We start from the raw sequence: 23,111 nt of genomic DNA, 5'->3' as shown, positions 1-23,111 counted from the left end.
AAAAAGGGAGGAGACGCATGCAGCAAGTCTGCCAGGCGCATAATTGCGACCAGCCAGTTGCGACTGCCGCAGTATCGGCTCCGCTGCTGGACGTTCGTGATCTCACTGTCGCATTTCCAGGGACACCGGAAACGGTCCAAATCGTCAGAGGCCTCAATTACTCGATTGCCCGTGGGGAGACGCTGGGGATCGTGGGTGAGAGCGGCTGCGGCAAGACCATGACTTCACTGGCCCTGTTGGGGCTGATCGCGGGCGGCGGCAAAGTCGGCGGTACAATCGATTTTGGCGGTCAGGAGCTCGTGTCCTTCAACCGACGCCAGTGGCAGCAGCTGCGGGGCAGGGAGATCGCGATGATCTTTCAGGAGCCTATGACGGCCATGAATCCGGTGATGCCGGTTGGCCGCCAGATAGCCGAAGTTCTCGTCAAACACGAGGGACTTTCCAAGCGGGATGCAAAGCAACGTGCGGTCGACCTGCTTGCCTCCGTCGGTATTCCGTCGCCGGCGCGTCGCGCCGAGGACTATCCGCACCAGCTGTCCGGCGGCATGCGTCAGCGCGCGATGATCGCCATGGCGCTGGCCTGCCGTCCGAAACTCCTTATCGCAGACGAGCCAACCACAGCTCTCGACGTCACTATCCAGGCCCAGATTCTCGACCTGATGCTTACGCTTCAGGACGAGGCAAACATGTCTATCCAGTTCATCAGTCACAATCTGGCGGTTGTGTCCGAAATCGCCCACACGATCATGGTCATGTATGCCGGCAAGGCGGTTGAATACGCTCCCGCCGATGAGCTGTTCTCCAATCCACTCCATCCGTACACGCAAGGCCTGATCGCTACCCTGCCAGATCCCGACAAGCAGGTGAAACGGCTGTATGTCATCCCGGGACGGGTCATTTCGGGCGCCACGGTCGGGTGCCGCTTTGCCGCCCGTTGTCCGCGCGCTGACGACGGCTGCCGCAGGATCGAGCCAGAGCTCATCGAGGTCGCTCCCGGCCATCATGTGGCATGTCACAAGGTTGCATCATGACCGAACTTCTGAAGCTCGATCATATCAATGTCGATATCCCCATCGGTGGCGGCTTTCTCAAGCCGAAGGTTTTGCTGCAGGCCGTCCACGACGTTTCGCTGACCGTTTCCAAGGGTGAAACGCTGGCGCTGGTAGGAGAGAGCGGCAGCGGCAAGAGTACGCTCGGATATGTGGTTGCCGGTTTGCGAAAGCAGACAGCTGGAACGGTCACTTTTAGCAGTGAACGCAATGCCGACGACAGCCGCCCGCCAGTGCAGGTGATCTTCCAGGATCCTTTCTCGGCGCTCGATCCGCGTATGATGGTCGGTGAAATTATCGCTGAACCGCTACGCCTTCGCGGCGTCGATTCCGAGGAGCGGCTGAAACGGGCAGTCGAGGTTCTGGGGCAGGTTGGGCTATCGCCTGAGGCGGCCCGTCGCTATCCACATCAGTTCTCAGGTGGCCAGCGGCAACGTATCGCGATCGCGCGGGCGCTGATCGCAGAGCCGGAGATGATTGTCGCCGACGAGCCGCTCTCCGCACTCGATGTCTCGATCCAAAGCCAGGTCCTCAACCTGCTCGATGACATCAAGCAGCAGCACGGGATCAGCTACATCTTCATCAGCCACGATCTCGGTGTGGTGCGACATTTGTCGGATCGAGTGGCGGTTCTCTATCTTGGCCGTCTCATGGAAGTTGCGTCCTGCGACGATCTCTTCAATACGCCGAGCCACCCTTATACTCAGGCACTGCTTGCGGCAGTCCCGAGGATCGGCAAGGGGCGCCGCAAGAAAGAGCAAATACTCAAGGGCGAGATACCGTCGCCGCTGGCGCCACCTTCGGGTTGCGTCTTCCACACGCGCTGCCCACGCGCCCAGGAATTGTGTCGGAAGGAACGACCGGCGCTTGAACCTGCTCCCGGCCGGGCGACGCAACTTTCCGCCTGTCATTTCAAGGATTGAGCCGATGTTCAGGTATTCGATGTCGCGCCTGCTCCAAGCGGTGATCGTCGTTTTTGTGATGTCGCTGCTGCTGTTTGTCCTCATCGGCTTGATGCCGGGCGATCCGGTCGAAAACATGTTGGAAGGCAACCCTTCGCTCACGCCCGACGCCATAGCTCAGATGCGGTCGCTCTACGGTATCGACCAGCCACTCTATGTCCGCTACGGGCATTGGCTGTCGTCGGCGTTGCATGGCGATTTCGGCTACTCCAGCGTCTATTTTCGCCCCGTGCTCGATGTGTTGGGGCCGGCTGTCATACAGACCGCCAAGTTGCTGTTGGCGACGCAAATCATCAGCATCCCGCTTGCCATGCTGCTCGGGGCGCTAGCTGCCAGGAAACCGGGGGGGGGGACGGACAGCCTGATCAGCCTGTTTGCTTTTGCCAGCATTTCGTTGCCGGGCTTCTGGACGTCTCTGATCCTCATCATCGTCTTTGCGGTAAAGCTCGGTTGGCTGCCTGCCAGTGGGACTCCGCTCCTGAGCGGCGCTCCTGTCAGCGAACAGCTTGTTCACATGATCCTGCCCGTGACCGTTCTGACATTCTTCCATGTCGGGCCGCTGGTTCGTTATGTCCGCGCGTCCATGATCGAGACGCTCAACTCGGATTTCGTCCGCACAGCGCGTGCAAAGGGCCTGTCCGAGGCTGCGGTGGTGGTTCGTCATGCGCTGCGCAACGCACTAATCCCAATGGTGACGGTACTGGCACTTGGCTTCGGGTCGCTGTTTTCTGGCGCGCTGGTCGTGGAAACGATCTTCGGCATGCTCGGCATGGGCAAGGTCATCTATGACGCCATCAGCAATATCGATTTCAATCTCGCTCTCGTCGGCCTGCTGTTGGCCACGATCGTAACCCTGTTGTCGAGCCTGCTCGCCGACCTCGCATATGCGTGGCTCGATCCAAGGATTGTCCTGAAATGAGCACCGTGATCATTGAAAAAGCCTCGGCAACTCCTGGTGAAGGCACCGTGTGGAGTAAGCGCTGGGAACGGTTCCGGCACAACAAATTGGCGATGGTCTCGCTCGTTTTCCTTGGTGCCCTGACGTTTGCCTGCGTCATGGCCGGTCCGATCGAATATCTGATGGGGCTGGATGCAAACGCCACGAACTTGCTTCGCCGTTTCCGTCCACCGTCAGCGCAACATTGGCTTGGCACGGACGATCTCGGCCGCGACGTGCTGCTGAGGCTGCTATACGGCGGGCAAGTGTCGATCGCCGTCGGCGTCCTCGCGACGGTCATCACCGCCGTCATCGGCATATCGATCGGCGTCTCGGCCGGCTACGTCGGAGGCAGGTTCGACAACCTCCTCATGCGCATGACCGACTGCATCATCGCCCTGCCGCTCATTCCTGTGCTGATCGTTCTGGGCGCCGTGGACCTGACCAAGATCGGACTCAGCCAAGCGGCCGCTACGTCGCCTGTGGCGGTGTTTCTTCGGATCGTCATCATCATAGCATTGGTGGACTGGACGACGATCGCCAGAATTGCCCGTGCTGGTGCCATGTCGGTACGTGAGGTCGACTATGTGCGGGCAGCGACCGTCAGCGGTGCCGGCAGCCGGTACAATGTCTTCGTCCACGTACTGCCGAACATCGCAACGCCGCTGATTGTCGCCATGACGCTGTCGGTAGGGCGCATCATCCTATTTGAATCGACCCTCAGCTTCCTGGGCTTCGGCATTGTTCCACCGACCCCGACCTGGGGCAACATGCTGACCAACGCCCAGCAACTGATCATTTCCGCGCCATTGCTGGCTGTCTATCCCGGATTGCTGATCTTCGCGACCGTGATGGCAGTGAACTTTGTCGGAGATGGGGTGAGGTCCGCCTTCGATCCGCGCTCAAGTTCGCATTGAGAATTACATCAACAACAGAAGACTTGTGGAGGAGAAAATAATGACGTCTGTAAAATCCAAACTTGCTTCGATTGCCAAATCGGCACTGGCTGGTGCCGCTATTTCGGTCTTGGCTGCGCCGACGGCCATGGCCCAGCCCGACAAAACCCAACTGGTGGTCGGACAACTGCAGTTCCTGACCAATTTTCATCCCCTCATTCAGGTGAACAACACCAAGCGCCTGGTTATCAACTACTCGCTGAGGCCGATCACGGCTTTCAACGAGAATGTTCAGAACAACTGCGTTCTCTGTGAGACGCTGCCGACCGTGGAGAACGGCCTTGCGAAGATCGTGGATCTTCCCGACGGCAAGAAGGGCATGAAGGTCACTTTGACCCTGAAGGAGGGGCTCGCCTGGGGCGATGGTGTTCCAATTACGTCCAAGGATATCGCGTTCACCTGGAAGATGGCGCGCGATCCGAAGATCGGCTTCACCAACTGGAACGCCTGGACGCGAGCATCGGAACTTGAGGTCGTCGATGACCGTACGGTCGTGCTCACCATTCCTCAGATACTGACGAGCTACAATTCCTGGGATCAGATCCTGCCCGAGCATCTGGAAGGACCTATCTACGCGGCAAATCCGACACTCGATGGTTACGTCAAGCAGTCACTCTACAACACCCAGCCGACGAACCCGGGCCTCTGGAACGGTTCGTTCCTGCTGACCGACTATCAGATCGGCACGCGCATCGTGTTCGAACCCAACCCCAATTGGGTCGGCGAGACCAAGCCGCGCCTGCAGCGCATCGTTCTCAGCTATCGCGACAACTCGTCGGCTCTGCTGCAGAACCTGCTCGCTGGCGCCGTCGATGCCGTGCCGGTCAGCCCCGGTGGCATCAGCTTCTCGCAGATGCTGGATCTGAAAGCGCAGAAGCCTGATGCATTCACTTATCACATGGCCTACGGCACCAACCTCGAGCGCATCGTCGTCAACTTCGACAATCCGATACTCAAGAGTCAGCCGGTTCGTCAGGCCCTTCTTTACGGCATCGACCGCCAGGCGATCAGTGATGAGTTGTTTGGCGGACTGCAGCCCGTCGCCAACGGCCCGCTGAGCGATGACAACGCGCTCTATAACAAGAACATTCCGACCTACAGCTATAACCCGGACAAGGCCAAAGAGCTGCTGGCGCAGGCAGGCTGGAAGCCCGGCAGCGATGGCATCTGCGTCAACGACAAGGGCGAAAGGCTGTCATTCGAACTGGTGTCCACGGCCGGCAATCAAACCCGCGAGCAGATTTCCCAGGTCGTGCAGAGTCAGTTGCGGGACGTGTGCGTTGAAATCACGAACAAGTTCGTGCCGCTGCAGGAATTCAACGGCGAATTGATCCGCAAACGGAAATTCAAGGACCTCCTGATGTCGTCGGTGGATTTCTCTCCATCGGTCTCACCGCGGCTCACCTTCGGCTCGGACGCAATCCCGAAGCCGGAAAACAACAATGTCGGCAGCAACTTCTCTGGCTATATGAACCCAGCGATGGACAACGTGATTGCGGAGCTGGAGGTCACGCTCGATCCAACTGCCGCCAAGGCGAAATGGGATGAGGTGCAGAAGATTGCGGCCGAAGATTTGCCTGTGCTTCCACTTTATTTCTATCCGCGCGCCTACGTGACGGTGCCCGACCTTGTGAATTTCCGGCAGGGCACGCTCGATCCGCTGCAGATCTGGTCCGAGGAGTGGGAACGCAAGTAAGCGGTTTCGCCTGCCTTGGCCTGCTGAGTATGCAAACTCTGAACCTGGATTGGATTTCATGAGGTTGAATGTCGCCGTCCTCGACGACTACATCGGCGTTTCCCAGACTGTCGCGGACTGGGGATCGCTGAAGGCCCGTGCCAATGTGGTGGTGTTCAGCAGGCCGCTTTCCGTTCCTGAAGAAGCGGCGAGGGAACTCGCCGACTTCGACATCATCTGTACGTTGCGGGAACGGATGCCTATACCAACGGCGCTCATCGAGCGATTGCCGCGATTGAAGTACATTGTTGTGACCGGCAAGCGCTATGACACCGTCGATGTCATGGCGGCTGCCGCTCGCGGCATTCCTGTTTCGAATACACCTGTCAGCGGCGCGGGGGCCGGCGGCGTTGCTGAACTGGTTTGGGGACTCACCTTGGCGTTGGCCCGTCACATCGCATCCGAAGACAGGCTGATGCGGAGCGGGGCCTGGCAACACCAGCCGGGGACGACACTCGGCGGCAAGACGCTCGGGATTCTGGGGCTGGGCGGCATCGGTCGCCGGGTCGCCGAAATCGGTCTGGTCTTCGGCATGAAAGTTCAGGCCTGGAGCCAGAACATGACCGATGAACAAGCGCGGGTCGTTGGCGCTCGTCTTGTTTCGAAGGAAGAGCTGTTCGCTACCAGTGACGTGATATCCGTTCACTTGGCTCTGAGCGAGCGCACGCGGGGTATCGTCGGGGTGCGCGAATTGGAGGCAATGAAACCTTCCGCCATGCTCATCAACACGGCCCGGGCGGCCATCGTCGACCAACAGGCCCTCCTCGACGCTTTGCAAGCGAGATCGATCGCCGGGGCAGGCCTCGATGTCTTTGAGTACGAGCCGCTTCCGACGGATCACCCCCTGCGTTGCTTGCCGAACGTCGTGATCACGCCGCACCTGGGATATTTTACCAAGGAGATGCTCGGCACCTATTATTCCGATGCGGTGCGGCTCATCGAGGCGTTCATCGACGGCAAGCCAGAGCGGATCGTGAACTTGTCCGCCAATGCATAAGCATGAGCGTCCGGTCCGGCGGCACTTCAAGAAGCTTGCTACTTCGTCCCTGATCAGGCTGGTGACTAAGGGACAGTTTGCCGTCTACACGGCAGGCAACTGTGTGTCGCTTCTGGGTTCCTGGATGCAAAGGATTGGTTGCAGCCTGCTCGTCTGGGAGATGACGCAATCGACCTTCTGGCTTGGTATTCTTGCGGCTGCCGACCTACTCCCGACGGTGTTCATCGGTCCATTCGCCGGTGCTGCGGCGGACCGCTGGAACCCGCTCAAGCTGAACAGGATCTGCCAGATGGTCCTGACTGCGATCGCCTTGATCATCACAGTCCTGATTTATCTCGACCTTCTGAGCCTCGGAGTGCTGATTTCCCTCATAGCGCTACAAGGCAGCATCATTGCGCTGTGCCAGCCAGCACGGCTCTCGCTTGTGCAGGATCTCGTAGTCCGTGAGGATGTCCCGGCTGCGGTCGCGATCAATTCCATGAGCGTAAATCTTGCACGGCTGGTCGGGCCGGCCATCGCCGGGTTGATGGTCGTCTATCTCAACGTGTCATGGGTGTTCCTGACCAACGCCATCGTCACCGCAATTTTCGTTGTCGCGCTTGGTTACGTATCGATCCCGGCCCGAAAGGGCACTGTATTCGGCGGAAGCATGCTTAGCGGTATCGTTGAAGGGTTCCGTTATCTCATACGCGATGAGGGAATGCGCGCGATGTTACTGCTGCTATTGGCGGGTGGCGCAACCATCCGTTCGATCGCCGAGATGCTCCCTGCATTTGCAGATACTTATTTTTCTCATTCGGTCACTGGGCTAGCAATTCTGACGTCATCGATGGCCTTCGGCTCGATCGCAGCTGGATTCAGTGTGGGGACCGGTAGCATTACCAATGGGCTTCCGCGAAAGGTCATCTTGTCCTGGATAGGTGCAGCGGCTTCGGTGATGGTGTTTTCGGTTTGTCATTCCTCATCGCTGCTTGCGCTTGGTGCGTTGGCTATAGGGTTCTTCACCTCTGTCGGCATCATAGGTACCCAGACCTTCGTTCAGCTATCGGCGCCTCCAGCCATGCGCGGAAGGGCTCTTAGCGTTCACGGATTGCTGTTCAGGGCGAGCCCGTCGCTTGGCGCTTTGGTCCTGGGACTTGCTGCGGATATGCTCGGGCTGACCCTTCCGGCTTTGATCAGCGGAGGCGTCATGATGATAGTCGCATTGCTGTATCTGCCGGCTGCAGCAAGGTTGGGCGCGAATCTGGAGCGCGGCGACGCTCCGCTTTGTTCGGATGAATAGACCTACCTTTTCAGGACCTGCAGACAAAGGTCCTTGAGTATCCGGAAGGCAGCCTCCTGAAGCCTATTGTTCAGCCGCCGGGCCGGCAGCACGAGCTGAACAGCCAAAACAAGTTCGGGGCCAATGATATTCCGGGTCGCAAGACCTTGTCCCGCCCTCTTGGTGCCGAGGGTCCGCAAGGAAGCAACCGTGAACCCCAGGCCGTCCGCGACAAGGTCGAACATGGTTTCCAGTGGGTCGAGCTCGAAGACGATGTTCGGTTTCTGCCCCATACGGGCGAGCTCCGAATCGAGCAGCACGCGGACGCTGTTGGGGCGAGGGGCGATGATCATCGGAAGCGTGGCAAGTGCCTCCAACGGAATGGGACCTGTGCCTTCGAAATCGCATTCCCGCCCGACAAGGTAGATTTTTTCCTCAACCAGGTCGTTGATTTCGAGCATCGGCGAACTGGCCGCGTCATACATGATCGCCATGTCGAGGCGCCCAGATAGCAGCCATTCCTGCAACTGGCTGGAGCGACCATGAACAAGTGTCACTTGTGCGTCGGGTAGCTCTTCTCGAACGCGCCTGATGAGCGCGGTCGCGATCGCGACGGAAATCGTCGAGGGTGTGCCAATGACGACTTTGCCGGACTTACCCGTTCGGGCGTTCTCGATATCTTCGTATGTGCGCTCGATGAGGCGAAGAACGCCACGTGCATTGCTCAACAACCGCTCACCGGCCTCGGTCGGTTCGACGCCCCTGCCATTACGGATCAGGAGCGTCTCCTTGAGCTCGATTTCCAGGTTGCGAATCTGCCGGCTGAGGGCAGGCTGGGCGACATGCAGGAAGGCTGAAGCCCGGCTGAAGCTGCCAAGTTCCGCGACACGTACAAAGTAGCCTAATTGGCGAATATCCATGGCCTACCTTTCCCCGTAAAACTGATATGCCGATTTGATATGTCTGATAGTTGCTCAGGCCATCTAGTGATATCAGAGCACGCGTTATAGCTTTCACTCAAGTAAATTCGTTCTGGGAGGAGTGGACGATGGCCCTGTCAGTGGAAGCATCGCTCGTCGCGTTCAAGGTCTGGGAGTGCGTCTTGTGCGGCTTTCGCTATGACGAGGCAGCAGGCGATCCCGACGGAGGCGTTGCTCCCGGAACGCGCTGGGAAGACGTACCTGAAGACTGGGTTTGCCCTGAGTGCGGCGCTCGTAAGAGCGAGTTCGATATGACGGTTGTCGGTTAGAATCGGGATCGGCTGGGCATGTCCAAATCAGATGTAGTGATCCTTGGCGCGTCCCACTCTGGTGTTGCCGCGGCCGCAGCCCTTCGGGGCAGTGGATTTGGCGGGACGATAACGATTGTTACCAGGGAAGGGTGCATGCCCTATCACCGGCCCCCGCTTTCCAAGGAAGGCTTGTCGACAAGCGACTACGCCCCTGCTTTGCTGCGGCCGGCGAGCTTTTACGAGACGAACAGGATCGCTCTCGAACAGGGCGCCGAAATCGCAAGTCTGGACACTAGCGGTAGAGCGCTCCTTGCAGATGATGGCCGCCGTTTTGAATTTGGAACTCTGGTTCTTGCTTGCGGGGCCGAGCCTCGGCGTTTGCCTGCAAAAATGGATCCAGACGGAGCCGCCATCTACCTCAGGACGATGGATGATTTCCTTTTACTGAAGGATCGTCTAGCCCAGGCCAAATCGGTGGCGATCGTTGGCGGCGGGCTGATTGGTCTGGAAATTGCGGCGATGGCAGTCTCCAGGGGGCTGCGTACCACACTGATCGAAGCAGGCGATCGTCTGATGGGGCGCACGGTCAGCGGATCAATTTCGGGCTATTTGCTAGATCGCCATCAGGCAAAGGGTCTGGATGTCAGGCTGGCAACAACTGTTACGTCGATCCGTCGCGACGATGCGCGAGGCGACACGATAGTCCTTGGCACCAGTGAGACCGTTGAGGTCGATCTCACGATCGCAGCTATTGGCGCCGCGCCGAATGACAAGCTCGCACGAGATGCAGGCCTGGCGGTGGAGAACGGCATCCTGGCCTCCGAGCAAGGTCAGACAACAGACGCGGCAATCTTCGCGATCGGCGATTGTGCTGCCTGGTTCGATCCGGAGCTGCAGCGACACGTCCGCTTGGAGGCCGTCAATCCTGGCTTGGACCAAGCAAAGATAGTTGCCTCGCTGATTGCGGCGAGCCCCATGCCGGAAAAGCGCGTTGCACGATACTGGTCGCATCAAGCCGATATCCAGATTCAGATGGCAGGCAACATCAGCAGTTCCGAGAGCGAGGCGGTGTTGAAAGCACCAGAAAGTGGCGCGTTTTCGGTTCTGGGTTTGAAGGACGGGCGACTTGTGTCGGTACAATCCATCAACGCCCCAAAGCAGTTCACCAAGTTGCATGGGCTGATCGGCGCACAGCGCGATGCGGTTGCCCATGCGCTGGACGTGGAATTCCCGCCGCCGCGTCATTGATCGGAGTATCGGTGCCGGCGACGAAAGCAGGAGGAGCAGAATGCAGGCTAGTTCATACGCAGAAAACGAACCCAAGCGCTTTCGCCGCGGGCAATCTTGGAAGGTCAACCTGTTCGGCAAGAACTCGGATATCGCCACGCCCGAGCTGCAGGCGTTCCGCATCGACCTCAACGCTCACCAGAAACTGGATTCGCATTTCCATATCGTCGACCAATTCCAGGTCTTCATTGCTGGTGGTGGCAGCATCGGACGCGACCAGGTCCATCTGGTCACGGTCCACTACGCCGATCATCATACAGGGTACGGGCCGCTGATCGCTAGCGCCCAAGGGCTCTCGTATCTGACGCTGCGCAGTAAGACGGATGCAGGTCTGGTCTATCTGACGACTCCCAATGTGCGTGAAAAGCTAAAGCCGACCAAGCGCCGCCATCGTGTTTCTGAGCCTGTCACTCTCTCCATCGACCCTGTGCTGCGCAACCGTTCGGAAGTCTCCGTCGAAACGGTGATCGAAGAACAGCCTGGAGACGATGGGATGAACGTCAAGGTTATCCGCCTTGGACCATCCATGACGACACAGGCTCCCGACCCAAGCGAGGCCGGCGGACAATACCTCATCGTTTTGAACGGCTCGCTCTTGCTCGATGGTCAAACCTACACCCCCTATTCGCTGGTCTTTGTGCGCCCGACAGACGAAGCGCCCATGCTCAGCGCAGGCGAAGGTGGCGCCGAGATCATGATTACGCAATTTCCGCGTGAAGACGAATGGATGAAATCGATCTGACGGACAGACGTGCGATGTGGGGGGTGAGACCTGCGGTTTCTCGCCTCTATTGATTGACTGAATGATCGGGCTGGTTGGGGCTCGGCGGCCGAATTGACAGGCAAAGCGGATCTGGACGGGATCAGCGAAGCAGTGAGGAAGTACCTATGGCGGAAAAGAAGACCGCGCTCGTTATCAGCGCTCATGCTGCCGATTTTGTGTGGCGCTGCGGTGGGGCGATCGCGCTGCACGCCGAGATGGGGTACGACGTCACTGTCGTGTGCCTGTCATTTGGGGAGCGGGGCGAGTCTGCGAAGCTCTGGAAGGGGCCGGGTATGACGCTCGAGCGCGTGAAGGCCGCGCGCCGATCGGAGTCGGAGAAGGCGGCGCGGGCGCTCGGGGTGCACAATCTCATCGCCTTCGATCTTGGCGATTACCCGTTGCGCCTCACCGACGACGACAAGTATCGCCTCGTCGATGTCATCCGAGATGTGCAGCCGGCCTTCATGCTGAGCCATTCGCAATATGATCCCTACAACACCGACCACATGTATGCGACGCAGGTTGCATTGGAAACGCGAATGATCGCACAAGCGTGGGGCCACAACCCCGGCCAGAAGGTCCTCGGAGCTCCCCAGCTTTACCTCTTCGAGCCGCACCAGACCGAACAGATGGGCTGGAAACCAGACGTCTTCCTCGACATCACCTCTGTCTGGAACAAGAAGCGCGCTGCCATAGAGTGCATGGAAGGCCAGGAGCACCTCTGGGAGTTTTATACACGTGTGGCCGAGAACCGCGCCAACCACTTCCAGCGCAATTCCGGCGGACAGTCAGGAGGACGGGCCTCGAAGTTTGCAGAGGGCTTCCAATCCGTATTCCCCCGCACCGTCGACCAGCTCTGAGAGACTTCCGCAATGGAGCACGCCGTGGAACCGTGTTTTGATATCGCGCATCTGGCGCACGTCGAGATGTACACCGACAAATTCGACGAGAGTTTGGATTTCTTCCTGCGTGTTTACGGATTGACCCTTGCAGGCCAGGACGAGCAATCGGCTTATTTGCGCGCATGGGACGACTATGAATTCCATTCGCTGAAGCTGACACGACATCATACGACGGGTGTCGGACACATTGCTTATCGTGCGACGTCGGAAGCAGCCCTGATGCGGCGCGTGGAGGCCATCCAGAACAGTAAGTACAAGGTCATCGGATGGGCCGAGGGGGACTTAGGCCATGGGCGTGCATTTCGCTTTGAAGATCCATTCGGTCATGCCTTCGAGATCTATTGGGATACCGTCCGATATGAACCGCCGCAGGGAGAACGGCCTGCGTTGAAGAATCTGGCCCAGCGCTTCCATGGGCGCGGTACCCATCCCCGGCGTCTGGACCACCTCAATCTCCTCGCCGGGGATGCCTCGGAATTTCGCATATTCATGGAGACCTGCCTGGGGTCGCGTGTGACTGAACTGATCCAGCTTGATAACGGCCGGATCGGCGGCTGCTGGTTTACCGTCAACAACAAGACTTATGACCTTGCCTGCACGGAAGAGCACGGTGGCGGCAATGGCCGACTGCATCATGTTACTTATGCAACCGATACCCGTGAGGACATCTTGCGGGCAGCGGACATTTTCCTCGAAAACGGCGTGCATATCGAAACAGGGCCGCACAAGCACGCGATCCAGGGAACATTCTTCCTCTATGTGTGGGAGCCGGCAGGCAATCGCGTCGAACTCGCCAATTCGGGAGCTCGCCTCATACTGGCGCCAGACTGGCAACCCGTCGTCTGGACGGAGGCGGACCGCAAAAAGGGTCAGGCATGGGGGCTGCGGACCATTGATACATTCCATACGCACGGCACCCCGCCGGTAAAGCAGGAAAGGCACTGAACATGGGTATCGTTGTTCAACATGTCGCTCGTGCCGACCGGGATATTATCGACAAGCTAAGCGCCGCAGGCGTTGCCACAGTCCATGAGGCCCAAGGGCGCACTGGCATGCTAGCGAGCTACATGAGGCCGATATTCTCCGGCGCGCAGATAGCAGGCTCCGCTCTGACGATCTCGTCCCCGCCCGGCGACAACTGGATGCTGCATGTGGCGATCGAGCAGCTTCGGCAAGGCGATATCCTTGTTCTTGCTCCTACGTCACCTTGCGATAACGGTTACTTTGGCGATCTTCTGGCAACGTCTGCTATGGCTCGTGGCTGCCAAGCTCTGATCATCGATGCCGGAGTACGAGATATCCGCGATCTGACGGCCATGGGGTTCCCCGTCTGGTCGAAGGCGGTTTCGGCTCAGGGGACAGTCAAGGAGACGCTTGGGTCAGTCAACGTTCCGATCGTATGCGCCGGTGCCCATATCGAAGCTGGCGATGTGATTGTCGCGGACGACGACGGCGTCTGCGTCGTCAAACGCGGTGATGCGGAAATTGTGCTGGCCGCCGCCGAAAAGCGGTTGGCGAATGAGGAAATGAAGCGGAAGAGGCTGGCGTCCGGCGAACTGGGGCTCGACATCTACAATATGCGGCAGGCGCTCGATACCAAAGGGCTCCGGTATGTCTGACGCTGGCATTCCGTGCCTTTGGATGCGCGGAGGCACCTCGAAGGGCGCCTATTTCCTGGCCACCGATCTGCCTGCGGAACCTGATCGGCGTGATGCACTGTTGCTGTCGCTCATGGGGTCGCCGGATCCTCGGCAGATTGACGGGATCGGGGGCGCCGACCCACTGACTTCGAAGGTGGCGATCCTCTCGCCTTCGACGCGTGATGACGCGGATGTCGACTATCTCTTCCTGCAGGTATTCGTTGACAGGCCACTAGTCAGCGACGCACAGGCCTGTGGCAATATTCTTGCTGGCGTCGGTCCGGCAGCCATCGAACGGGGATTGGTAAAGCCGGCCGGGGACGAAACCGAAGTACGCATCCATATGCTGAACACCGGCGAAGTAGCGGTCGCTCGCGTACAGACGCCGGGCGGTCGCGTCACCTACGACGGATCTACCGAGATTGCGGGCGTTCCTGGTTCTCATGCGGCCGTGCCGTTGCTGTTCATGAATATAGCCGGCTCAATGTGCGGGGCACTGCTGCCGACGGGCAATGTGGTGGATCTGATCGACGGCGTGCAGGTCACGCTGATTGATAACGGCATGCCCTGCGTGATTATGCGCGCGACAGATTTCGGGTTGAGCGGAGAGGAGACCCGCGACGAACTGGAGGCAAATTCCGAGTTCAAGACCAGGGTTGAATCCATTCGCCTCCAGGCAGGTCCGATGCTGAACCTTGGAGATGTTGGCAAAGCTTCTGTACCGAAGATGACGTTGGTCTCCGCGCCGACGAAGGGCGGGGCCATTTCGACCCGCAGCCTCATTCCGCACAGTGTACACGCATCGATCGGCGTTTTGGCCGCTGTGACAGTAGCTACGGCCACGCGTCTGGAAGGCGGCCCGGCGGCGGCACTGGCAATAAGCCCTCCGGATGGGCGTTACGTGATCGAACATCCGACCGGCTTGACGGAAGTGTTTCTCGAAATTGCCGAGGACGGCTCAATTCGAGGCGCAGGGACGGTGCGAACGGCGCGCAAACTGTTCGATGGAAACGTCTTCCCGAACTGAGAATCCCAAAGGGCTTCGAGGGCATATTCGATGCGGCGGCCGAAGTGCGCCTCGCCATCGTGGCTTCAGGGAACGATCAGATCGGCTTCGCCGCTGCGCTCGAGCACCGTCGAAACGAAGCCATTGGCCTTGATTTCAGTGACGTATCGCAGCAGGAAATCTGCCGCCTCAGGCCGCCCTGCCGGCAATCCCATCGCTTGCCCTATTGACATGAACGGCTCCTGGATGACGCGAAGGCCGCTTCTGCGATCTCGAAATTGCTCCATTGCCTTTCGTACGCCGGCGAGCCCGTCGACTTTGCCAGTGTCAAGCGCTTCGAACGTCTCTTCGGCAGTCGGGAACTCCACGATGGCGGCGCCCTTCGCTTCGCGTTTCAGGAACAGCGAGTAGGCGCTTGCTTTCGTGACCCCGATCTTGAGCCCAAGACGATCAACATCGACAGCGGCGCCTGCTTCGCACCCGTCCCGAACAAGAAAGCAACCTTCGATGGCAACATACGGTTCGGTAAAGGTGATGGTTTTAGCTCGCAGTGGATCGACGGCAAGGAAGCAGATGTCCCACTCGTCTGCAGCAGCACTCGACGAGACATCTCCGGCACGTTCATAATGCCTGAATTCGGGTTCAACACCCAGGTGCCGGCAAAGTTCGTTGGCCAGGTCTACGGTGATGCCCTTTGCTTGCCCGTCGTAGCTGCGCTGAACTAGCACGACGTTGCCGTGATTGAGCGCAAATCGAAGGCGCCCGCAGGGCGCTAGTTTCTTTACGAGTGTCTGCCAATCTTCTGCGTCCATCACTATGCCTCCCGTATCGCGCAGATGGCGATGGAATGTTGAAATGCGACTTTGGCTACGCACTGCAAGCTTTAGGCGAATGGCGAGCTATGGGTAGGGGCGTTGCCGACCTAACAGCCATAGCGTGTTGATATAGTGTCGGGCAGGAAGAGAGATGCTGAGGAAGTAGCTGCTCCTACCCCTTTTGGCAGGATGCCGGATCAAACAACTAGGTGTGCGTCACTGGGATCGTCCAGAGCATGCAGGGCGCACCTTCACGGGACAAGGGTCGAGGTGGAATGGAGCCCAATGGCGCCAAGCGAAATTGGATGAGCCAAATCGTACGTCTGCCTTTGCACGTTGCGTAGCCAAAAGGTTCCGGCGACTAAACCGCCAGTCACCAATGCGATCCCAAGCTGCCGTGCGGCAAGGCGCCCATGTCAGCCATAGAGGCAAACTTTGCCACCGCCGGAAACAGACCTAGCGGGTGATGAATCTTGGAGACTGGAGTTCCGAATCTTAAGCACTTTCCCGGAGGGGTCCGAATGCCTGTGGACGCGACAACAAGGCTCACGATAGCTTCCGGAAATGTCGAACCCTTGCTCGGCATAGGCGTCGATGGCTTCGCGTGATAGCGGGATGTAGACCACCCCGCGATCCGGATCCATGATGTCGCGATAGTTCGCCAACAAACGCGCGGCTGGATTGGATTGAAAGTATGTACGGAATTGATGGTTCGAAACTCATTGTCATAGCTGTGGTTGCGTTGGTGGTAATTGGGCCCCGAGACATTCCGCGTACTCTTGGCAAACTAGGCAAGACAGTTGGCAACTTGCGACGGATGGCCGCTCAGTTTCGATCGCAATTCGATGAGATCATCAAGGACACCGAGGTCGACGAAATTCGAAAGGAACTGCGGGCAGTCCAAGAAGAATTTAAGGGCGCCGGGTCACCTTTGTCCTCCAATCAGGCATCCGCGACTGCTTCGGCGCCAGGCGGGAAAGATAGCGCCCCGCAAAGCTAACGTGCCCATTCCTTGGCGCCTCGAGCGCCCCGTTGCCGACCCCGTCGTCGCCACGCGCCTTCCTGATGTCCTCGCCAGTCTCTTTGTTGATCCGCAACGTGGTCAGGTGCTTATCGGTCAGTTCGTAAAGCGCCGCTGCGATCTCCTCGGCTGGCGGATGTTCTCCCGACGTTCACGGAGCCAACTCTCCGGCTAGCGCGTCTTCTCGGAACCAAAGGCGCCCCCAGTGGTTCTGTTCGGCTGCGCTCCCGCGACGGGGCCCGTTTGCGGGACCGGTATCCTCAAGCAAACAGGAGCAGGTTATGGCTGAACATCCCGCATCGCAACATCATATGAAGGCCGCAGCACACCACGCTGCAGCATCTCATCACCATATCGAAGCTGCCCACGAACACAGTCGCGGTGAACATTCGGAAGCCAAACACCACGCAACCGCTGCAGCCGAACACAGCCAGCTGGCCGCACAACACACGGCCGAGGCGGCGAAGCAGTCCAAGTAACGCAGGCATTCGAGAGCCCCGCCGCCGAAAGGTGGCGGGGTCTCTTTTGCGTGCAGGCCCAAACAAATACCCCGGCTCGTGGCCGGGGCTAAAGACGTTCAGGCAGGTGCGATCAGAACTTGTAGGCGATGCCCAGGCGGATGTCGTGGGTCATGCAAGCAAGGAACGGCCAAGCTGTTTGCTAAAAATTCTGGATATAAAATATCATTCCATATGGAAAATATAATTTGACGCGAGGGCAGAGTCGCTGTGTATTGGGGCCAACGATTTGCGGGAGGTTTCGTATGTCTGGTTTCGACCTTGTGATCCGCGGTGGCACCGTGGTGGACGGCAGCGGCGGCCAGCCTTTCGAAGCCGATGTCGCCATGCAGGGCGGCCTGATCGTCGAGGTCGGGCGCGTTTTGGGCAAAGGCGTCGAGGAAATCGACGCAAGGGGGCAGATGGTAACACCCGGCTATGTAGACGTGCACACCCACTACGACGGTCAGGTGACCTGGGAAAACCGGCTTGTGCCATCCTCCAACCATGGCGTGACGACTGTTGTCATGGGCAATTGCGGCGTCGGCTTCGCGCCGTGCCGGCCGCAGCACCGCGACCTGCTCATCAAGTTGATGGAAGGCGTCGAGGACATCCCCAACATTGTCCTCAAGGAGGGCGTGCGCTGGCAGTGGGAAACCTATCCGGAATATTTAGACGTGCTGTCGAAGCGCACGTTCGACGCCGACGTCTGCAGCTATGTCCCGCACGCCGCCTTGCGCACCTATGTGATGGGTGAGCGCGCCTTTGCCCATGAGCCGGCGACGGAGGCCGAAATCGTTGAGATGTCGCGCATTCTCGGCAATGCAGTGGCGGCCGGCGCCTTCGGGTTCGGCACCTCGCAGACAATGTTCCACCGCTCGAGCGACGGGCAATCGACCCCGACGCTGGCGGCCTCGGAGCAGGAATACGCGGGACTGGCGGCAACCCTCGGCAATGCTGGGCAGGGCATGATGCAGTTCGTCATCGACTGGAGCGAAAGCTGGGAGCGGGTGGCCGACATGGCGATTCGCTTGGCCACCGAGCACAAGCGCCCGCTGACGATGACTCTGGTCCAGAGCCACGGCCAGCCCGAGATCTGGCGCGAGGTGCTGGCCAAGGTCGAGGCTGCCAACGAAGCGGGGACGAAGGCGAGCGTGCAGGTTTTGCCGCGCCCTCTGGGCGTGCTGCTTGGCCTCGAGCTTACCCTCAACCCGTTTTACTCGACGCCGACTTTCACCAGGCTCTCCACCTTGCCGCTCGCCGAACGCGTCGCCCAAATGCGCCGGCCGGAAATCAAGGCGCAGATCCTGTCCGAGACCAACAACCCGAATCCGACCCAACTGATGGGCTTGCGCGTCCGCAATTTCAGCCAGCTATACGAGATCTCGGACCCGATCGACTACGAACCGCTGCCGGAAACCAGCATCGGAGCGCAGGCAGCAAGGCTGGGAGTGACGCCGCAGAGCCTGGCCTACGACAAGCTGCTCGAAAAGGACGGCAGCAACATCCTCTATCTTGCCTTCTCGAACTATGCCGATTTTTCGCTCGAGCCGACACGCCAAATGCTGCTCAGCCCCCATGCCGTGCCAGGCCTTGGCGACGGCGGCGCTCATCTGGGTGTGATCTGCGACGGCAGCATCTACACTCACATGCTGACCCACTGGGGACGCGATCGTAGCCGTGGCGAGCGGCTGTCGATCCCGCACCTAGTCTACATGATGACGAAGCGCGGCGCCGATGTGATGGGTCTGCACGACCGCGGCCTGATTGCGCCCGGCTACCGGGCGGACCTCAATGTCATCGACTTCGACCGCCTTCAGCTTGGGCTGCCCTATCTGGTGCGCGACTTGCCGGCGGGGGGGCGCAGGCTGATGCAGGACGCTCGCGGCTACACGGCGACCGTTGTCGCCGGTGTCGTGGTGTCTCGCGAAGGCCGCCACACCGGCGCGTTGCCGGGGCGCCTGGTGCGCGCGGGGCGGGTCGCGTCGCCGCGTCGCAAGGCGGCGGAATGAGACTGGCGGCTTGCCAAGAACAGCAGCCGGCGTGATTGCAGGCCAACGCAATCGTTAGCACCCGAGGAACTATGTCCGAGAAGTCCACTCCAGCGCAGCATCCAAGTCAGAGCTCATCCGAGCCATCGCGCCGCGTCCGGCGGGGAACGGATCCAGCCCTGCCGTCCTACCATGTGGGCGGCGCGGCGGGGGCGGCGGCAGTCCTGCAGGCGCTGGGCCGGACAAGGCAGCCGGCGCGGCTGACCCAGCTCGCCCGCGACACCGGGCTCAACATGAGCACCTGCCTCAATATCCTGCGGACGCTCGACGATTGCGGGCTGGTGGCGACTGTGCCCGGCACGAAGACCTACACGCTGGGTCTCGGCGTGGTCGCGCTCGCGGGCGCTGCGCTTGCGCGCCAGGGGCCGGTGGCGATGGCGCGGCCGTTGATGCAGTCGGTGGCTAGCAAGTACAATGTGACCGTCAATCTCTGGCGGCGCATCAATGCCGAGGAAAGCATGTTGCTGGCGCTGACAACGGGCGATGCGGCGTGGCGCATCCAGGCCGATATCGGCACCTGTTCGCCACTGCTGTCGGGCGCGGTGGGCCGGCTGATGGTGATGTACCATCCGCAGCCGTTGGAGCAGCTCAAGGAGCAGTTCAACAAGGTCCGATGGCATTCCAGCCTGAGCTTCGAGCAGTTCATGGCAGAGGCGGCGGAAAGCCAGCGCCGGGGCTGGTCGTGCGACGACGGTCACTACAACACCGCCATGCTGAGCCTCGGCGTGCCCTGTTTCGACAATGCCGGCCGTGTTGACCTAGCGCTGTCGGCGGCGATGTTCGCCGGCCAGCACGACGCCGCGACCCATGCCGAGATCGCCCGCGCGATGATGGGGATCGCCGAAGCAATCCGCGAATCCATCACTTGAACCGCAGCAAGAAGGGAGGAGACCATGAGCAACAGCAGGCAAGTCGTGGTGGTCACCGGCGCAGCCGGCGCGCTCGGCCGCGCGGTCGTCGAGGCCTTCGACAAGGCCGGCGCCGACTGCGTTCTGTGGGATCATCACAAGGACGCGGGTGGCAGCGGGACGCACATGACGCTGGTCGTCGACCTGCTCGACGCCAAGGCGGTCGATACCGCAGCTAAACAGGTGCTTGCGGCCAAGAGGCGAGTCGACGTGCTATGCAACATAGCCGGCGGCTTTGCCAGCGGTCTGGAAGTGCATGAGAGCCGCGCACTTTTCGACCGGATGATGGACCTCAACGTCCGCACCATGCTGAACACGGTTGAAGCCCTGGTACCGTCGATGATCGCGGCCGGCGGCGGCAAGATCATCAATGTCGGCGCGAGCCGGGCCTCGGCCGGTTCGGCCGGAAACGGCCCCTACATCGCCTCGAAAAGCGCGGTGATCCGGCTGACCGAGAGCATGGGCGCAGAGCTCAGGGCCAAGAACATCAACGTCAATTGCGTTCTGCCGAGCATCATCGACACGCCGGCCAATCGCGCCGACATGCCCAAGGCCGATCCGGCGCGCTGGGTTGCGCCGGCTGCCTTGGCCGACGTTATTCTGTTCCTGGCTTCGCCGGCGGCGCGCGCCATCAATGGCGCGTCGATACCGGTGACAGGGCTGAGCTGAGGGGGACGATGAGCCGCCGGGAGGGCGGCACCCAGTAGTCAGTTTTCATTGAGACACCACCGCTTCGGGGGGCGAGACGCACGATGTCGGTGGTTCGACAGTCGATTTCGAGGGAGGATTTTCATGACGTTTAACCTTAACCGCCGCTGCCTGCTGGGCCTGATGACTGCAGCCATGCTCACACCGCAGGCGGCACCTGCTTGGTCACAGGATGCCTATCCGACGAAGCCGGTGGCCTTTCTGGTCGGCAATCCGCCTGGCGGCCCGTCCGACTTCGTCGCCCGGCTTGTCGGCGACGCGCTGACGGCGTCTATGGGCCAGGGCTTCGTGGTTGAGAATCGCAGCGGCGGTGGTGGCGCTATCGCAATGACCGCGATCGCCAATGCCGACCCTGACGGCTACACGATCGCGCTGGGCCAGGCCGGGCCGATGACAGTTGCGCCCAACCTGCAGAACCTGCCCTACAAGGCCGACAGCTTCACCCCGATCGCCAAGATCGCCGACACGCCGATGGCTTTCCTTGTCAGCCCCGAGCTTGGCGTCAACACCATCGACGAGCTGATCGCGCTGATCCGAGCAAATCCTGGCAAGTTCAACTACGGTTCGGACGGCATCGGCACCTCGACGCACCTCGCCTTCGAACTGTTCCGTTCGCGCGTCGGCGACCTCGACGTCGAGCACATTCCGTTCAAGGGCTCGGCGGAAATCTTGCAGAACTACGCCAGCGGCAGCATCCAGATGTCGATCACCGGCGTGCAGGCAGCGCTCGGCCAGGTCAAGGAGGGCTCGATCAAGGCGCTTGCCGTCAGCAGCTCCGAACGGCTCCTCGCTCTGCCTGACGTTCCGACCATGGCCGAAGCCGGCTTCAAGGACCTGGAAATGTCGTCCTGGACGATGCTGATCGGGCCATCCGGCCTGCCGGATCCGATCCGCGATCGCCTTGCCGAGGCGTTCCACAAGGTCATGACCCAACCCGAGCTGCTGGAAAAGATGACCAAGCTCGGCGCGCTGATCCCCGATTACCAAGGCCCGGCGGAGTCCAAGGCGTTGATCCAGCGCTTCGACAGCCAGTGGAAAAAGGTCATCGCCGACGCCGGCATCAAGGTCCAGAACTGACCATCCGACAATCAGTCCGGCGGCCCAGGGCCCCGGAACCCCATCGGTCACGCTAGCTACGCCGACCGTTCCCCGGCATGCGCAACAACGCCACCACTCACATCGAGGAAGGAACACCATGACCTATGATCTTACACCTGTGTGCAGCCGTGCCGCATGGAAGGGCAGCGAACTCGACTACCGCCAGAACGGTCTCTACCAGTTGTCCGCAGCCGACCTGACCGAGATCGATGCGGCGCTCGCCAACGTTAAGGCGCTGGGCGACCTCGACCTTCCGGAGATCACCCGCGAGAACTTTCCGCTGTCTGGAATGGGCAGCTTCCTCGCCAATGTTCGCGATGAACTCGCCAGCGGCCTCGGTTTCGTGCTGATCCGAGGCATCGAGCGCGAGCGCTATTCGGACGACGACCTCGCCCGCATCTACTACGGCTTGGGCACCTATGTCGGCGACGTCATCCCGCAGTCGGGCAATGGCGAACTGCTCGGCCATGTCATGAATGTCAGCGACATGGTTGACGAGACGGTGCGCGGCTATCGCTCGGCGCAGGCCATGAACATGCACTCCGACGGCCACGACGTGGTCGGCCTGTTGTGCCTGCGCGAGGCCAAGAAGGGCGGCGAAAGCCGCATTGCGAGCGCCGTCGCGGTGCACGACCGGATGGCCGCGGAGCGCCCCGATCTCGCCGAGTTGCTCTATCGCGGCATGCCGATCGCGCGCGGCCAGCGCGACGCAGAGCGCGGCGACGGCCGCCTGGTGACGCCGAACGACGTCGCCCTGTTCAACAAGGACGGAGGCACGTTCGCGGCCTGCGTGCACGTTGCCCAGGTCAGGGACGCAGCAGCAAACGGCGCGTTCACGATGACGCCGGAGCAGGAACAGGCGCTGGCGATGTTCTGCGAGCTGTCGGCATCGCCGGAGTTCTATCTCGACATGAATATCGCGCCCGGCGACATCCAGTTCCTCAACAACCGCCTAGTCATTCACGGCCGAGCGCTCTATGAGGATCACCCCGAGATCACCCGCCGTCGCCACCTGATGCGGCTGTGGTTGAACATTCCGACCTGGGAACGCCGGTCGGATGCGCAGGACGACATCTATTCGCTGAACGACCTGCCGCTGTGGGCGCGCTACCGCACCCCGCGCATGGAGCTGCCCAGCGTCTACATGGCCGAGATGGTCGCGAACCAACTCAAGACGGCTGCGACCTGAACACAGGCTCTGCTGGCGTCGACCCGCCGACGTCAGCGCATTTCAGGATGTGGTTCGCGCGGTCGATTTGTGAACCGTGACGGTGCGTCAAGCTAGTT

The 23,111-nt window shown here is 60.2% G+C and carries 23 protein-coding genes; 21 read left to right on the top strand and 2 right to left on the bottom strand.

The annotated features are described in order from the left end of the window. The first annotated feature begins 17 nt into the window (after positions 1-17). The 7 genes from ABSY17_RS19720 to ABSY17_RS19690 are packed head-to-tail and all read left to right on the top strand — an operon-like array spanning position 18 to position 7,918. On the top strand, positions 18-1,031 hold the full coding sequence (locus ABSY17_RS19720) for an ABC transporter ATP-binding protein (RefSeq protein WP_378944364.1): 1,014 nt from the start codon (positions 18-20) through the stop codon (positions 1,029-1,031). After that, on the top strand, positions 1,028-1,972 hold the full coding sequence (locus tag ABSY17_RS19715) for an ABC transporter ATP-binding protein (RefSeq protein WP_378944361.1): 945 nt from the start codon (positions 1,028-1,030) through the stop codon (positions 1,970-1,972). The genes ABSY17_RS19720 and ABSY17_RS19715 overlap by 4 nt, the downstream gene beginning before the upstream one ends. Positions 1,973-1,976: 4 nt before the next feature. After that, entirely contained in the window at positions 1,977-2,930 is a 954-nt protein-coding gene (locus tag ABSY17_RS19710) for an ABC transporter permease (protein ID WP_378944358.1), read from the top strand. Further along, positions 2,927-3,865, top strand: coding sequence for an ABC transporter permease (locus ABSY17_RS19705; protein WP_378944355.1), 939 nt, complete (start codon positions 2,927-2,929; stop codon positions 3,863-3,865). Before ABSY17_RS19710 ends, ABSY17_RS19705 begins: the two co-directional genes overlap by 4 nt. 40 nt (positions 3,866-3,905) lie before the next feature. Next, positions 3,906-5,600 (top strand): peptide ABC transporter substrate-binding protein, encoded by a 1,695-nt coding sequence (locus ABSY17_RS19700; protein ID WP_378944352.1) that lies wholly within the window; start codon positions 3,906-3,908, stop codon positions 5,598-5,600. Positions 5,601-5,658: 58 nt separating this feature from the next. Beyond that, positions 5,659-6,636, top strand: coding sequence for a D-2-hydroxyacid dehydrogenase family protein (locus tag ABSY17_RS19695; protein WP_378944349.1), 978 nt, complete (start codon positions 5,659-5,661; stop codon positions 6,634-6,636). After that, a complete protein-coding gene (locus ABSY17_RS19690; protein ID WP_378944347.1) occupies positions 6,629-7,918 on the top strand; it encodes an MFS transporter in 1,290 nt (429 codons plus the stop codon). The genes ABSY17_RS19695 and ABSY17_RS19690 overlap by 8 nt, the downstream gene beginning before the upstream one ends. A 2-nt stretch (positions 7,919-7,920) precedes the next feature. Here ABSY17_RS19690 and ABSY17_RS19685 read toward each other — a convergent pair whose 3' ends face one another. Beyond that, entirely contained in the window at positions 7,921-8,817 is an 897-nt protein-coding gene (locus tag ABSY17_RS19685) for a LysR substrate-binding domain-containing protein (protein WP_378944344.1), read from the bottom strand. Positions 8,818-8,945: 128 nt separating this feature from the next. Here ABSY17_RS19685 and ABSY17_RS19680 point away from each other — a divergent pair, with 128 nt between their 5' ends. The 7 genes from ABSY17_RS19680 (at position 8,946) to ABSY17_RS19650 (ending at position 14,747) form a co-directional block, all read left to right on the top strand. Next, positions 8,946-9,146: a rubredoxin gene (locus ABSY17_RS19680; RefSeq protein ID WP_378944342.1), complete on the top strand. Its 201-nt coding sequence runs from the start codon at positions 8,946-8,948 to the stop codon at positions 9,144-9,146. Between the two features lie 18 nt (positions 9,147-9,164). Next, positions 9,165-10,376 carry an NAD(P)/FAD-dependent oxidoreductase gene (locus ABSY17_RS19675; RefSeq protein WP_378944339.1) on the top strand — a complete coding sequence of 404 codons (1,212 nt, stop codon included), beginning with the start codon at positions 9,165-9,167 and terminating at the stop codon, positions 10,374-10,376. 40 nt (positions 10,377-10,416) lie between these two features. Then, on the top strand, positions 10,417-11,157 hold the full coding sequence (locus ABSY17_RS19670; RefSeq protein WP_378944337.1) for a hypothetical protein: 741 nt from the start codon (positions 10,417-10,419) through the stop codon (positions 11,155-11,157). Positions 11,158-11,303: 146 nt separating this feature from the next. Continuing rightward, entirely contained in the window at positions 11,304-12,038 is a 735-nt protein-coding gene (locus ABSY17_RS19665) for a PIG-L deacetylase family protein (RefSeq protein WP_378944334.1), read from the top strand. Positions 12,039-12,062: 24 nt separating this feature from the next. Next, on the top strand, positions 12,063-13,025 hold the full coding sequence (locus ABSY17_RS19660) for a VOC family protein (protein ID WP_378952890.1): 963 nt from the start codon (positions 12,063-12,065) through the stop codon (positions 13,023-13,025). Positions 13,026-13,027: 2 nt separating this feature from the next. Then, positions 13,028-13,699 (top strand): 4-carboxy-4-hydroxy-2-oxoadipate aldolase/oxaloacetate decarboxylase, encoded by a 672-nt coding sequence (locus ABSY17_RS19655; protein WP_378944331.1) that lies wholly within the window; start codon positions 13,028-13,030, stop codon positions 13,697-13,699. Further along, positions 13,692-14,747 carry a 4-oxalomesaconate tautomerase gene (locus tag ABSY17_RS19650; RefSeq protein WP_378944328.1) on the top strand — a complete coding sequence of 352 codons (1,056 nt, stop codon included), beginning with the start codon at positions 13,692-13,694 and terminating at the stop codon, positions 14,745-14,747. Before ABSY17_RS19655 ends, ABSY17_RS19650 begins: the two co-directional genes overlap by 8 nt. A 65-nt stretch (positions 14,748-14,812) precedes the next feature. Here ABSY17_RS19650 and ABSY17_RS19645 read toward each other — a convergent pair whose 3' ends face one another. Beyond that, complete coding sequence (locus tag ABSY17_RS19645; protein ID WP_378944325.1) at positions 14,813-15,538, bottom strand: transporter substrate-binding domain-containing protein; 726 nt, start codon at positions 15,536-15,538, stop codon at positions 14,813-14,815. Between the two features lie 697 nt (positions 15,539-16,235). On the opposite strand from ABSY17_RS19645, the gene tatB reads away from it, so the two are divergent. From tatB to ABSY17_RS19610, 7 genes are all read left to right on the top strand, one after another. Beyond that, the gene (tatB, locus tag ABSY17_RS19640; RefSeq protein ID WP_378944322.1) at positions 16,236-16,541 is read left to right on the top strand and encodes a Sec-independent protein translocase protein TatB; all 306 of its coding nucleotides are present in this window, start codon (positions 16,236-16,238) and stop codon (positions 16,539-16,541) included. 302 nt (positions 16,542-16,843) lie between these two features. After that, positions 16,844-17,041, top strand: a complete 198-nt coding sequence (locus ABSY17_RS19635; RefSeq protein ID WP_378944320.1) for a hypothetical protein — start codon at positions 16,844-16,846, stop codon at positions 17,039-17,041. A 284-nt stretch (positions 17,042-17,325) separates the two neighbouring features. Further along, positions 17,326-19,071 carry an amidohydrolase family protein gene (locus ABSY17_RS19630; protein ID WP_378944317.1) on the top strand — a complete coding sequence of 582 codons (1,746 nt, stop codon included), beginning with the start codon at positions 17,326-17,328 and terminating at the stop codon, positions 19,069-19,071. Positions 19,072-19,142: 71 nt separating this feature from the next. Further along, complete coding sequence (locus ABSY17_RS19625; RefSeq protein ID WP_378944314.1) at positions 19,143-19,979, top strand: IclR family transcriptional regulator; 837 nt, start codon at positions 19,143-19,145, stop codon at positions 19,977-19,979. 24 nt (positions 19,980-20,003) lie between these two features. Then, positions 20,004-20,687, top strand: coding sequence for an SDR family NAD(P)-dependent oxidoreductase (locus tag ABSY17_RS19620; RefSeq protein ID WP_378944312.1), 684 nt, complete (start codon positions 20,004-20,006; stop codon positions 20,685-20,687). A gap of 123 nt (positions 20,688-20,810) precedes the next feature. Next, positions 20,811-21,803 carry a Bug family tripartite tricarboxylate transporter substrate binding protein gene (locus tag ABSY17_RS19615; protein ID WP_378944309.1) on the top strand — a complete coding sequence of 331 codons (993 nt, stop codon included), beginning with the start codon at positions 20,811-20,813 and terminating at the stop codon, positions 21,801-21,803. A 118-nt stretch (positions 21,804-21,921) separates the two neighbouring features. After that, positions 21,922-23,013, top strand: coding sequence for a TauD/TfdA family dioxygenase (locus ABSY17_RS19610; protein WP_378944306.1), 1,092 nt, complete (start codon positions 21,922-21,924; stop codon positions 23,011-23,013). Positions 23,014-23,111 lie beyond the last annotated feature (98 nt).

The organism is Mesorhizobium sp. ANAO-SY3R2 (assembly GCF_042466635.1).
Classification (GTDB): Bacteria; Pseudomonadota; Alphaproteobacteria; order Rhizobiales; family Rhizobiaceae; genus Aminobacter.
This window is presented reverse-complemented; position numbering and strand designations above follow the sequence as displayed.

What these genes read in the sequence shown, in the direction of transcription:
- ABSY17_RS19720 (WP_378944364.1), top strand. Translation starts at nt 18, where the DNA reads ATGCAGCAAGTCTGCCAGGCGCATAATTGCGACCAGCCAGTTGCGACT.
- ABSY17_RS19715 (WP_378944361.1), top strand. Translation starts at nt 1,028, where the DNA reads ATGACCGAACTTCTGAAGCTCGATCATATCAATGTCGATATCCCCATC.
- ABSY17_RS19710 (WP_378944358.1), top strand. Translation starts at nt 1,977, where the DNA reads ATGTTCAGGTATTCGATGTCGCGCCTGCTCCAAGCGGTGATCGTCGTT.
- ABSY17_RS19705 (WP_378944355.1), top strand. Translation starts at nt 2,927, where the DNA reads ATGAGCACCGTGATCATTGAAAAAGCCTCGGCAACTCCTGGTGAAGGC.
- ABSY17_RS19700 (WP_378944352.1), top strand. Translation starts at nt 3,906, where the DNA reads ATGACGTCTGTAAAATCCAAACTTGCTTCGATTGCCAAATCGGCACTG.
- ABSY17_RS19695 (WP_378944349.1), top strand. Translation starts at nt 5,659, where the DNA reads ATGAGGTTGAATGTCGCCGTCCTCGACGACTACATCGGCGTTTCCCAG.
- ABSY17_RS19690 (WP_378944347.1), top strand. Translation starts at nt 6,629, where the DNA reads ATGCATAAGCATGAGCGTCCGGTCCGGCGGCACTTCAAGAAGCTTGCT.
- ABSY17_RS19685 (WP_378944344.1), bottom strand. Translation starts at nt 8,817, where the DNA reads ATGGATATTCGCCAATTAGGCTACTTTGTACGTGTCGCGGAACTTGGC.
- ABSY17_RS19680 (WP_378944342.1), top strand. Translation starts at nt 8,946, where the DNA reads ATGGCCCTGTCAGTGGAAGCATCGCTCGTCGCGTTCAAGGTCTGGGAG.
- ABSY17_RS19675 (WP_378944339.1), top strand. Translation starts at nt 9,165, where the DNA reads ATGTCCAAATCAGATGTAGTGATCCTTGGCGCGTCCCACTCTGGTGTT.
- ABSY17_RS19670 (WP_378944337.1), top strand. Translation starts at nt 10,417, where the DNA reads ATGCAGGCTAGTTCATACGCAGAAAACGAACCCAAGCGCTTTCGCCGC.
- ABSY17_RS19665 (WP_378944334.1), top strand. Translation starts at nt 11,304, where the DNA reads ATGGCGGAAAAGAAGACCGCGCTCGTTATCAGCGCTCATGCTGCCGAT.
- ABSY17_RS19655 (WP_378944331.1), top strand. Translation starts at nt 13,028, where the DNA reads ATGGGTATCGTTGTTCAACATGTCGCTCGTGCCGACCGGGATATTATC.
- ABSY17_RS19650 (WP_378944328.1), top strand. Translation starts at nt 13,692, where the DNA reads ATGTCTGACGCTGGCATTCCGTGCCTTTGGATGCGCGGAGGCACCTCG.
- ABSY17_RS19645 (WP_378944325.1), bottom strand. Translation starts at nt 15,538, where the DNA reads ATGGACGCAGAAGATTGGCAGACACTCGTAAAGAAACTAGCGCCCTGC.
- tatB (WP_378944322.1), top strand. Translation starts at nt 16,236, where the DNA reads ATGTACGGAATTGATGGTTCGAAACTCATTGTCATAGCTGTGGTTGCG.
- ABSY17_RS19635 (WP_378944320.1), top strand. Translation starts at nt 16,844, where the DNA reads ATGGCTGAACATCCCGCATCGCAACATCATATGAAGGCCGCAGCACAC.
- ABSY17_RS19630 (WP_378944317.1), top strand. Translation starts at nt 17,326, where the DNA reads ATGTCTGGTTTCGACCTTGTGATCCGCGGTGGCACCGTGGTGGACGGC.
- ABSY17_RS19625 (WP_378944314.1), top strand. Translation starts at nt 19,143, where the DNA reads ATGTCCGAGAAGTCCACTCCAGCGCAGCATCCAAGTCAGAGCTCATCC.
- ABSY17_RS19620 (WP_378944312.1), top strand. Translation starts at nt 20,004, where the DNA reads ATGAGCAACAGCAGGCAAGTCGTGGTGGTCACCGGCGCAGCCGGCGCG.
- ABSY17_RS19615 (WP_378944309.1), top strand. Translation starts at nt 20,811, where the DNA reads ATGACGTTTAACCTTAACCGCCGCTGCCTGCTGGGCCTGATGACTGCA.
- ABSY17_RS19610 (WP_378944306.1), top strand. Translation starts at nt 21,922, where the DNA reads ATGACCTATGATCTTACACCTGTGTGCAGCCGTGCCGCATGGAAGGGC.